Origin of the sequence: Sphingomonas sp. Leaf10 (genome assembly GCF_001421245.1) — a bacterium.
In the GTDB taxonomy this organism is placed as follows: Bacteria; Pseudomonadota; Alphaproteobacteria; order Sphingomonadales; family Sphingomonadaceae; genus Sphingomonas.
The window spans coordinates 112,144-122,304 of sequence record NZ_LMKE01000009.1; the positions used below are offsets into that span (position 1 = coordinate 112,144).

11 protein-coding genes and 1 tRNA gene are annotated in these 10,161 nt (G+C 66.6%); 7 read left to right on the forward strand and 5 right to left on the reverse strand.

Features of this window, described 5'->3' with window-relative positions; all coding sequences use genetic code 11:
• Nucleotides 1-3 precede the first annotated feature (3 nt).
• A complete protein-coding gene (locus ASE59_RS09075) occupies nt 4-462 on the forward strand; it encodes a hypothetical protein (RefSeq protein WP_056455296.1) in 459 nt (152 codons plus the stop codon).
• A gap of 148 nt (nt 463-610) precedes the next feature.
• On the forward strand, nt 611-1,891 hold the full coding sequence (locus ASE59_RS20230; protein WP_200913204.1) for a hypothetical protein: 1,281 nt from the start codon (nt 611-613) through the stop codon (nt 1,889-1,891).
• A gap of 26 nt (nt 1,892-1,917) precedes the next feature.
• Here ASE59_RS20230 and ASE59_RS09085 read toward each other — a convergent pair.
• Both ASE59_RS09085 and cpdR read right to left on the reverse strand, forming a co-directional pair.
• Nucleotides 1,918-1,992: transfer RNA gene (locus tag ASE59_RS09085), tRNA-Val, on the reverse strand.
• A gap of 75 nt (nt 1,993-2,067) precedes the next feature.
• Complete coding sequence (gene cpdR, locus ASE59_RS09090; protein WP_056455298.1) at nt 2,068-2,445, reverse strand: cell cycle two-component system response regulator CpdR; 378 nt, start codon at nt 2,443-2,445, stop codon at nt 2,068-2,070.
• Between the two features lie 77 nt (nt 2,446-2,522).
• On the opposite strand from cpdR, the gene ASE59_RS09095 reads away from it, so the two are divergent.
• Entirely contained in the window at nt 2,523-3,410 is an 888-nt protein-coding gene (locus tag ASE59_RS09095; protein ID WP_321163219.1) for an N-formylglutamate amidohydrolase, read from the forward strand.
• Nucleotides 3,411-3,595: 185 nt separating this feature from the next.
• Here the strand turns inward: ASE59_RS09095 and ASE59_RS09100 are convergent, their stop codons facing one another.
• The 3 genes from ASE59_RS09100 to ASE59_RS09110 form a co-directional block, all read right to left on the reverse strand.
• Nucleotides 3,596-4,129: a cytochrome b gene (locus ASE59_RS09100; RefSeq protein WP_056455302.1), complete on the reverse strand. Its 534-nt coding sequence runs from the start codon at nt 4,127-4,129 to the stop codon at nt 3,596-3,598.
• Nucleotides 4,129-4,914 (reverse strand): SapC family protein, encoded by a 786-nt coding sequence (locus ASE59_RS09105; RefSeq protein WP_056455304.1) that lies wholly within the window; start codon nt 4,912-4,914, stop codon nt 4,129-4,131. The genes ASE59_RS09100 and ASE59_RS09105 overlap by 1 nt, the downstream gene beginning before the upstream one ends.
• Before the next feature lie 79 nt (nt 4,915-4,993).
• Nucleotides 4,994-6,436 carry an FAD-binding oxidoreductase gene (locus tag ASE59_RS09110; protein WP_056455306.1) on the reverse strand — a complete coding sequence of 481 codons (1,443 nt, stop codon included), beginning with the start codon at nt 6,434-6,436 and terminating at the stop codon, nt 4,994-4,996.
• 77 nt (nt 6,437-6,513) lie between these two features.
• Between ASE59_RS09110 and ASE59_RS09115 the strand changes: the two genes are divergently transcribed.
• From ASE59_RS09115 to ASE59_RS09130, 4 genes are all read left to right on the forward strand, one after another.
• Nucleotides 6,514-6,993 carry a hypothetical protein gene (locus tag ASE59_RS09115; RefSeq protein ID WP_056455308.1) on the forward strand — a complete coding sequence of 160 codons (480 nt, stop codon included), beginning with the start codon at nt 6,514-6,516 and terminating at the stop codon, nt 6,991-6,993.
• A 108-nt stretch (nt 6,994-7,101) separates the two neighbouring features.
• On the forward strand, nt 7,102-8,481 hold the full coding sequence (locus tag ASE59_RS09120) for a DEAD/DEAH box helicase (protein ID WP_056455310.1): 1,380 nt from the start codon (nt 7,102-7,104) through the stop codon (nt 8,479-8,481).
• Nucleotides 8,482-8,485: 4 nt separating this feature from the next.
• On the forward strand, nt 8,486-8,689 hold the full coding sequence (locus ASE59_RS09125) for a DUF1289 domain-containing protein (RefSeq protein WP_235515705.1): 204 nt from the start codon (nt 8,486-8,488) through the stop codon (nt 8,687-8,689).
• 66 nt (nt 8,690-8,755) lie between these two features.
• The gene (locus tag ASE59_RS09130; protein WP_056455314.1) at nt 8,756-9,976 is read left to right on the forward strand and encodes an SDR family oxidoreductase; all 1,221 of its coding nucleotides are present in this window, start codon (nt 8,756-8,758) and stop codon (nt 9,974-9,976) included.
• Nucleotides 9,977-10,161: the final 185 nt, after the last annotated feature.

Here is a 10,161-nt window from a genome sequence, read left to right on the forward strand (position 1 = left end):
CCGATGCCGCCCTTGGCTTCGGATTGGCCCGCACTGGCGGTCGCTGCGCGCCGCATCCTCGAACAGCGCCGGACGCTCGACCCGCAACAGGTCGCAAAGGGAAGGCTGACCGAAGCCGATGCCGCCGCCCGCCTACGCGTCGCGACGGCGCTGGTCGCGCAATGGGACAGCATCGCCGCCGGCCAGCCACCCTATGACGCCGAGACGGCATGGATCGTCAGCGGTGGCACCGAAGGCACCTATCCGCACGAACTGCGGACGGACTTGAACGCCGCCGCCGATCGCGCCCGAGCGTTGGCCGATCGCCATGGCGAGGATGCCGAGGCAGCGCACTTCGCCGAAGCCGTCGCCGCGCTCGCATGGCACGCCCGCCCGCCCGACCACATCAGCAACATCCTCGACGTGGCCCACGCCAACGCCGCCTTTCGCCTGCGCCAATCAAGCAATCGAGCCGCCGCATGACGACCCTTCCCGACCTCGACCGCCGCCTGTCCCGTAAAATCGAATCGGGCAAGGGCATGCAGCTTTCGGCCGCCGACCTTGACCTGTTCGTCTCGACAGGAGCCTATGCGACGTTCAGACTCGCCGTTGAAGAATGCCAGAGAGACCAATGCCGGCAACGAAGCGCCCGAAACCGATCTACCAGCGGGGCGAATACAAGCTTATCCGCCGGCCTGACCGAGCCAACCTCGAAATCTGCTGGTACGATGTCGAGCGAAAGCGCGAGCGAAGCGTTAGCGCGGGCACAAGCAGCGACGAGGCCGGGCGGCTTGCGCTCGATCGCCACTACCTCGAACACACCCAGGGCGAAGCAATCTGCCCGACCTGCGGCCAAGTCCGACAAGGCAGCGGCAGCGCAGCGCTGACATCGGCCATCGCCGACTATCTGGTACTGGCCGCTGACAAGCCGTCGATCGAGGCCATCCGCGCCCGCCTCAACCACGTCGTCGCCTACTTGGTCGCGACCGATCAGGTCGCGGTCCGCTGCTCGCAGATCGACGGGCCATGGGTCGAGCGCTTCCGCAAATGGGCACTGGCGCAGCCGATCGTCTCGCCGACCGGAAAGACCCGCGAACGCTCGCTGGCGACGATCGAGAACAGCGTCCTGCAACTGGCGGCCGCGATCAACGAAGCGCACCGACGCGGCGACACGCCGGCCGCCGCCAAATTTCGGGCGACCCCCGTCCGCGAACTGAACCGCACGCCGCAACATCGGTCGAGCGTCGCCCAGATCGCCAGCATGTTCCGCTACGCGCTCGCGCTTGATGAAAAGCCCGACACGACTGCCAAGTGGCTCGCCCGCCACCGGGTCTATCGTAGTCATCTACTGAACTTCCTGCGCGCCGCTGTCGCGACCCTCGCCCGACCCGACGCGATCCTCGATATCTCGACCACGCCAGACCGCCGGCAGTGGAACAGCGACCGGCGCATCCTCGCGCTCAATCCGGCCAACCGGCGGCAGACGAAGAAATACCGGCCGATCATCCCGGTCGCACGCCAGTTCGCGCCGTGGCTCGACGCGACGACCGGGTTCCTGATCCCCATCAACAGCATCCGGTCGGCATGGGACACGATGGCCGAACGCCTCGACCTGCCCGGCGATGGCGAGGCCGGGACGAAGCTGATCCGGCGTTCCATGGCGAAGCTGCTGCGCGACCGGATGGCGAAGGCGGACTGGACCGAAATCGAAATGATGCTGGGCCACGACCGATTCGACAGCGTCAGCGATATCTATGCGCCGTTCGATCCGGACTATCTTTCGGCCGCTCGCCGCGAGATCGAAGCGATCATCGACGAGGTCGAAAAGCTGGCGCCGGGGGCATTTTACCGCAGCTTTACCGCAACCGGCAGCGACGACGGGAAGGTCGTAGGCATAGAAAAAGCCCGCTAAGTCATTGACCTAGCGGGCTTTCTAAATGGTGGGCGCGGCAAGGATTGAACTTGCGACCCCTGCGATGTCAACACAGTGCTCTACCACTGAGCTACGCGCCCGGCGCTCTCTCTGTTTCCAGCGAGAGCGAAACCGGAGTGGCGCTGTTAGCGGCGCGATTGCCGCCTGACAAGCGCTTAATTGCTGGTCGGGACTCTTTCTTCCGCGAACAGCCGATCGACTTCCGCCACCAGTTCGCGCAGGTGGAACGGCTTGGAGAGGATGCGGGCGTGCGGCACCTGCCGCCCGGCCTTCAGCGTGACTGCGGCAAAGCCGGTGATGAACATCACGCGCAGGTCGGGCACCATTTCGCCGGCGCGCTGCGCCAGTTCGATGCCGTCCATTTCGGGCATGACGATGTCGGTCAGCAACAGGTCGAACGATTCGGTCCGCAGCAGCGGGATTGCCGCCGTGCCGCGATCGACCGCACTGACGCCATAGCCGGCACGTTCCAGCGCGCGCGTGAGATACTCACGCATCACCTGGTCGTCTTCGGCCAGCAAAATCCTGTACATCCCAACCCCTTCGACCAGAGCGGCGACATTATGCCCGGCCGGGTTAAGATTTTCCAGCGATATGCTCGACAAGTGCGGTGACCCGTGATCCTGTACGGGACATGGTCCCCGCCTTGCCCACGTCCTTTCGCCGCTTCGGCCCGCCCGATCCGGTGTCGCCGGTGGTGGTGTCGGTGCCGCATGCCGGGCGCGACTATCCACCGGCGATGCTGTCGCTGCTGACCGTACCGGCCGCGCTGCTGACGGCATTGGAGGACCGCCACGTCGATGCGGTCGCGCTGGGTGCGCATGGCGGGGAGACGATGCTGGTCGCGATGCGCGCGCGCGGCTGGATCGACCTGAACCGATCGCCGTTGCGCGATCGCGATCCGCAGGTCGATGCCGGTGCCGAACCGCGCATCGCCGGCCTGTCGCCATCGGACAAGGTGCGCAGCGGCATCGGCCTGATCCCGCGCCGGGGCGGCGGGGCCGAAAATATGTGGCGGCGCAAGCTGACCGACGCCGAAGTGGCCGAGCGGATCACGCACGACCATGCGCCCTATCATGCGGCGCTGGCGGCGGCATTGGCGGCAGCGCACGCCCGGTTCGGCATCGCGATCCTGCTCGACCTGCATTCGATGCCGCCGCTGGTCGGGCTGGCCCCCGCGCGGATCGTGCTGGGCGACCGCTATGGGCGGACCGCCCCCGGACGCATGACCGATATGGTTGCTTCGGTGGTGCGCGATCTGGGGCTACCGCTGGCGATGAACCATCCCTATGCCGGCGGTTACATCCTGTCGGAACATGCCCGGCCGCGCGCGAACGTCCATGCGCTGCAACTGGAGATCGACCGCAGCCTCTATCTCGACGAAGCGCTCGACCTGCCGGGTGCGGGCCTGGACGACACGATCGCGCTGGTGCGCATGGTGATCGACCGGCTGACCGATTTCGCGCTGGACGCCACCCGCCGCATCGCGGCGGAATAGCCCCAAGAAAAAAGCCACCCCGTGCAAAACACGGAGTGGCCAAGGTTCAGGGAGGAGGCGCGTGAAACGCGCCGCACGGTCCAACGAAAGGGGGGACATCGAACCGTGTAGCCAGCATTTAGGAAGCAGGTCGAACGGCTTCAAGAGCCTTTTTGCATTTGACCGTGACTTTATCGCAACGCGTCTCAGCGCGTCCGGCGACCGCTTGGCAATATGCGCGACACGATGCCGTCGCGCAGCAGGAACCGATGCCGCAGCGCCGCGCCGACGTGCAGCGCGACCAGCCCGGCCATCAGCAGGCCGAGCAGCTCGTGCGCCTCATGCCCGACCCCGGCGACGGCGGGCGGGATCGGCAGATAGGGGATCGGGAACAGCCCGAACCAATCGAGCGGGTAGCGCTTCGCCCCCGACACCATCGCCCAGCCGCTGAGCGGCAGGACGATCAGCAACAGGTAGAACAGGCGATGCGTCCACGTCGCCGCCAGCCGCTCCCAGCCCGCGACATAGGCGGGCAGTGGCGGCGGCGGGTTGGCGATACGCCAGACGATGCGCCCGGCGGTCAGCACCAGCACGGTGATGCCGACCGCCTTGTGGACGCCCATCGATCCGCCGACCAGGCCGATCCACAGATTGACCAGCACGAGCAACGCGATCATCCAGTGAAAGAAGATCGCACCGCGCGCATAACGCTGGGCGTGGAACGACCGGGCGCCGCGCATCAGAAGGTCGGAACCGCGACCGGCTGCTGCTGCACCTTGCCCTGACGCATCTGGCGCGCAAACACGTCGCGCATCAGCGACAGCGAGAACAGGTGGGCGAAGATCAGCGGCAACATGCCCGACTGCTGCATCTTGCGCAGCTGGTCGCCGCGCAGTTCGTTCAGCTTCTCTTCCGACACCATCTGGAAGCCGCGATAGACGAAGGGCTGGTCGGCGCCTTCCTGCTGGATCGACACTTCGCCGTCCATCAGCAGGCCCATATCCTTGATCTCCTTCATGAACATGCCGGTCTTCTGGCCGGCCTGCTCGAACTGTTCGTTGAAGGCGAGGATCTGCTTGGTGACTTCGCTCGGCTGGTCGCCGTCGAACAGCGGCTCGCCATCCTCGAACGGGCCGATGACGTCCGACGTCGGGTCGAAGCACAGCGACAGCTCGTCCGAATCGGGACGCAGGCGGGCGAGGAGGTAAGGGTAGCGGCGGATATAGGCCGGGATATAGGTTTCCTGGTCGATCAGCCGGCCTTCGTCGTCGAGGAAGGTGTTGACGCCTTCGTTCAGGCCCATCAGCGCCAGCGGCACGGGATCGTCACCGACCGAGAACACGATCGGCATCCGGCGCTGCACCAGCGGAAATTCCTCGACGGTGACGGGAATCGCATGCTGCCCGGTCAGGAACGGCGCACGATCCGACGAACGGACCTTCCAGTTGCCGTGCGTCTGGCTCGAAAGCGGTTCGAGATTGTTGTAGAACAGCGGAAGCGATTGATTCTGCGGCGCGCTGGCCATTTCAGGGTCTCCAGATACTCAATTCTGCCCGACTATTTGGCCGGACGGCCGCCCCCCCGGGCGTACCTCGTGCCACCGTCTATGGGTTGGTCGCGCGGGGCGCAAGCGATACGAGCTTGCCCGGATTGAACAGCCCGAGCGGGTCCAGCCCGGCCTTGATCCCACGCAGCGCCGCCAGGCGCGCGGGCGGCCCCAGCCGCTCGAGTTCGTCCCGCTTCATCTGGCCGATGCCATGCTCCGCAGAGATCGACCCACCCGCCGCCGTCACCGCGTCATGGACGAAGCGGGTGACGACCCTCGCATCCTCGGCATACCAGCGCGTCGGGTCGGCACCGGCCGGCGCGCGGACGTGAAAATGGACGTTGCCGTCGCCAAGATGGCCGAAGGCGGTGGCATGGGTGCCGGGAAAGCGCGCCTCCGCCGCTGCCGCCGCCTCGACCATGAAGCCCGGCATGGTGTCGACCGGCACCGAGACATCGTGCTGGACCGCCGGTCCGGTCGACTTTTCCGCCGCCGACAACGAATCGCGCAACCGCCAAAAGGCTTCGGCGTGTGCCTCGCTGCTGGCGATCACCGCGTCGCCGATCAGGCCGGCCGCGAATCCGTCGGCGAGCAGCGTTTCGAGCAGTGGCGCAGGCGGCGACTCGCCGGGGGCCGCGACCGCTTCGATCAGCAGATGCCAAGGATGATCGTCCGCCAGCGGTGCGCGCGCGCCCGGCACATGGGCGACGGCCAGTGCCAGCGTGTCGGCGGGGATGATCTCGAAACTCTCGATCCGGTCGGTCACCGCCTGCATCGCTCGTAACAGGTCCAGCCCCGCCTGCGGATCGGCGATCCCGGCCCAGGCGACGGCGCGTTCGGCAATGGCTGGGGCCAGCCGCAGCGTCGCGGCGGTGACGATGCCCAGCGTCCCCTCCGCCCCGACCAGCAATTGCGTCAGGTCGTACCCGCGATTGTCCTTGGGCAGCGCCGCAAGTCCGTCATGGATCGAGCCGTCGGGCAGCACCGCCTCCATGCCCAGCACCAGCCGCCGCATATTGCCCCAGCGCAGCACCTGCGTACCACCGGCATTGGTCGACACCAACCCGCCGATCGTGGCGCTGCCCCGCGCACCCAGTGTCAGCGGGAATCGCTGTCCGGTGTCGGCGGCGGCTTCGTGCAGGTTCTGGAGGATGACGCCGGCTTCGGCGATCGCCTGTCCCGAATCGATACGACGCAGCCGGTCCATCCGTCGCAGCGACAGAAGCACCGCTGCGCCATCGGCAGGCGGGGTGGCCCCACCGACCATCGAGGTATTGCCCCCCTGCGGCACGATCGGCACGGCATGTCTGGCGGCCAGCGCGACCAGTTGCGCCACCTGTTCCGTAGCGGAAGGTTCGAACAGGGCGGCGCTGTTGCCATGGTACCGGCCGCGCCAGTCGGTAAGCCACGGCGCGATCCGATCAGCATCGGTGGTGACGATCCGGTCACCCAGCGCCTCACGCGCATCGGCGACCATCGCGGCGACGGGCGACAACATCATGGATAACGCGGTAGCACCGCGAACCCCCTTGCGACCAGTTCATCTGCGGTTAAATTCCGATCGGAGATGTTGTTAGCGTGACTGCCCTGCCGCTTCCCGCAGCGACCGCGATGTTGCTGATGCTCGCCCTGCCCGGCGCTGCGCAGCGTCGTGTTGCCGATGCTCCCGCGACACCGACGACGGTTCGGACCGAGGTGCGGATCCAGCGGATGATCATCCGTGTCCCTCGTGCGCCCTTCGCCCCCGTCGCGTTCAGCGCGCCGCGCGCGCTGCCGCCGATCCAGTGGGTCGAAAAGCGTACCGACCGTTGCCTGCCGGTCCAGAATGTCGCGGCGGTGACGATCAGCCGTACCGACAGCGTCGACCTGTTGCTGAACGGCGGCGGACGGGTGCGCGCGCGGCTGGCCGACGACTGCCCCTCGCTCGATTTCTATTCGGGCATGTATATCAAGCCCAGCAGCGACGGGCGGATGTGCGCCTCGCGCGACGTCATCCGATCGCGCACCGGCGGCCAGTGCCGCATCGCGCAGTTCCGTGCGCTGGTCCCGGCGCGCTGATTTGCAGGCAACGCATACGCCAAACTTGACTTTTCCGGCATTTTCCGCGACGCGCGGTCCGATTTACCGGAGCGCGGGCCTGTTGCGTTCCCCAGCCATGGAACCGCAATGACCTTCGCCGATCTCGGCCTGTCCGACGAACTGCTGCGTTCCGTCAATGATTCGGGCTATACCGAACCGACCCCGATCCAGGCGGCGGCGATCCCGTCGGTGCTGATGATGCGCGATCTGGTCGCCATCGCCCAGACCGGCACTGGCAAGACGGCATCGTTCGTCCTGCCGATGATCGACATTCTGGCTCAGGGTCGCAGCCGGGCGCGGATGCCGCGCTCGCTAATTCTCGAACCGACGCGCGAACTGGCCGCGCAGGTCGCCGAGAATTTCGAGAAGTACGGCGCCAACCACAAGCTGTCGATGGCGCTGCTGATCGGCGGCGTGTCGATGGGCGATCAGCTGGCCGCGCTCGAAAAGGGCGTCGACGTGCTGATCGCGACGCCGGGCCGGCTGATGGACCTGTTCACCCGCGGCAAGATCCTGCTGACCGGTTGTTCGATGCTGGTCATCGACGAAGCCGACCGGATGCTCGACATGGGGTTCATCCCCGATATCGAGGAAATCTGCACCAAGCTGCCCAAGCAACGGCAGACGCTGTTGTTCTCGGCGACGATGCCGCCGCCGATCAAGAAGCTGGCCGACAAGTTCCTCGACAATCCCAAGACGATCGAGGTGTCGCGCCCGGCATCGACCAACCTGAACATCACCCAGCATGTGGTGCCGGTCGCGGCCGCCAAGAAGCGCGAAGTGCTGCGCACGCTGCTGGCACAGGAGGACGTTCGCACTGCGATCATCTTCTGCAATCGCAAGACGACGGTCCGCGAGCTGAACAAGAGCCTGCAACGCGCCCGTTTCCGCTCGGCCGAAATCCATGGCGACATGGACCAGTCGGCGCGCATCGCCGAACTGGAACGGTTCAAGCAGGGCGACGTGTCGATCCTAGTCGCATCCGACGTCGCCGCGCGCGGGCTGGATGTGAAGGGCGTCAGCCACGTCTTCAATTACGATGCGCCGTGGCATCCCGATGATTATGTCCACCGCATCGGCCGCACCGGGCGCGGTGGTGCGACCGGCGTCGCCTACACGCTGGTCACGCCCGACGATGCCGAAAACATCGCCAATATCGAAAAGCTGACCGGGCAGAAGATTCCGGTGCTGGAGATGGGCGGCGAACCGGTGGAAGCGCCGATCGAGGCCGAAGCGGTCGAGGAAACGCCCCGCCGTGGCCGCCGCACGCGTCCCGCTGCTGCCGCCGAGCCGGAACGAGCGCCGCGTGCCGAGCGCGAGGAACGCCGCCCGCGCCGCGAACGCGAGGAGCGCCCCCCCGAACGCCGCGACGAACGCCCGGCCCGCTATGTTCAGCAGGACGCGGTCGAGGATGGCGGCTGGAACGGCCCCTTCCCCGCCTTCCTGAATGTCCGCATCCCGGTCTGATCGGGTGGACGACCCGTTCGAATCGGTCGCGCCAGTTGCGATCGAAAGTCCGTGCGTGCTGGTCTGTTCGATCGATACCGACACCGGCTGGTGCCTTGGCTGCGGACGGACGCGAGACGAAATTGGACGCTGGACCGCGATCGACAGCGACGCCCGCCGCGCGGTGATGGCGATCCTGCCGGAACGGATGGCGGTTCTCGAACAATAGGATAGCCGGACCCCGGACGGTTGCCGCGCGTTGAGCGCGCCATCCAGACATTCGGAGGTTCCCGTCATGGCCGTCACGCTCAAGCCGCTGTCCGAACAGACCATCGTCATCACCGGTGCATCGTCGGGCATCGGCCTTGCCACCGCCCGCCGCGCCGCGCGCGAAGGGGCCAAGGTGCTGCTGGTCGCGCGCAACGAGGACGCGTTGCGCGAGGCGGTCGAATCGATCCGGCTGCGCGGCGGCAAGGCGGATTTCCTTGCGATCGACATTACCACCGCCGATGCGCCCGAACGGATCGGTGCAAAGGCGCGATCGGTGTTTGGCGGGTTCGACACCTGGGTCAACGATGCCGCCGTCGCGCTCTATGCCCGGCTGGAGGAGACCGGCATCGACGAACAGCGCCGGGTGTTCGACGTCGGTTATTTCGCGACCGTCGCCGCCTCGCTCTATGCCGCGCGCGAACTGACCGCGCGGGGCGGCGGGGCGATCGTCAATCTCGGCTCGATCCTGTCCGACCGGACCGTGCCGGTGCAAGGCGCGTACAGCGCGATGAAGCATGCGGTGCAGGGCTTCACCGAAGCGTTCCGGATGGAGATGGAGGCCGAAGGACGCCCGATCTCGGTGACCCTCATCAAGCCCGCCGCGATCGACACCCCCTATCCCGAACATGCCCGCAACCGGATGGACAAGCCGGCGCGGGTGCCGCCGGTGGTCTACGACCCCGAACTGGTCGCCAAGGCGATCTGCTTCGCCGCAGCCCATCCCAAGCGCGACCTGACGGTCGGCGGGACCGGCATGGCGATGACCAAGATGAGCAACCTGCTGCCGCGCAGCGCCGATCGGTTCATGGAAATGTTCTTCAAGGAAGAGGCGCAAACGATCGACACGCCGGCCACGCCCGGTGCCAAGGACAATCTGTTCGAGCCGCGCAAGGATGGCCGCGAACGGTCGAACCAAGACATTTACGTGCGCAAGCAGAGTCTCGCGCTCGAAGCGCAGATGCGGCCATGGACGACGATGGCGATTCTGGGCGGCGTCGGAGTCGCGGCGGGCATGCTGCTGTCGCTACGCGGATCGACCCCGCGTCGGCGCGATAGCGAGGTGAAGCTGCTACCGCCGCCGACCACCGCGCATCAGGTGGATGGCACCGACGCATCGGCATCGTTCGCGGCGGGGATTGCGGATGAGGGTACGATCCCTGCTCCGCACGATCCGGTATTTTCGGAACGGCCCGCCGGCGCGGTGGAAGCACCCAATGCGGCCGAAATCAAGGTCGCGCATCCGTAACGCCCACTCTCCCCTCCCTGACGAGGGAGGGGGCGGGGGTGGGTCGGCCCATGAGGGAGCGGCGCGCGCGCCACGCGCCCACTCACCCCTAACCCCTCCCTTCCAGGGGACTGTTTACACCTGCAGCATTTTGGATTCTTGTCTGTTCCCGAGGGTTGAGACAGGGAGGATGAGATGCGTTGTCC

Excerpts from the sequence above, each read along its gene's own strand:
- ASE59_RS09100 (WP_056455302.1), bottom strand. The coding sequence starts at position 4,129 with ATGCGCGGCGCCCGGTCGTTCCACGCCCAGCGTTATGCGCGCGGTGCG.
- ASE59_RS09105 (WP_056455304.1), bottom strand. The coding sequence starts at position 4,914 with ATGGCCAGCGCGCCGCAGAATCAATCGCTTCCGCTGTTCTACAACAAT.
- ASE59_RS09075 (WP_056455296.1), top strand. The coding sequence starts at position 4 with ATGCCGCCCTTGGCTTCGGATTGGCCCGCACTGGCGGTCGCTGCGCGC.
- ASE59_RS20230 (WP_200913204.1), top strand. The coding sequence starts at position 611 with ATGCCGGCAACGAAGCGCCCGAAACCGATCTACCAGCGGGGCGAATAC.
- ASE59_RS09130 (WP_056455314.1), top strand. The coding sequence starts at position 8,756 with ATGGCCGTCACGCTCAAGCCGCTGTCCGAACAGACCATCGTCATCACC.
- cpdR (WP_056455298.1), bottom strand. The coding sequence starts at position 2,445 with ATGTACAGGATTTTGCTGGCCGAAGACGACCAGGTGATGCGTGAGTAT.
- ASE59_RS09120 (WP_056455310.1), top strand. The coding sequence starts at position 7,102 with ATGACCTTCGCCGATCTCGGCCTGTCCGACGAACTGCTGCGTTCCGTC.
- ASE59_RS09110 (WP_056455306.1), bottom strand. The coding sequence starts at position 6,436 with ATGATGTTGTCGCCCGTCGCCGCGATGGTCGCCGATGCGCGTGAGGCG.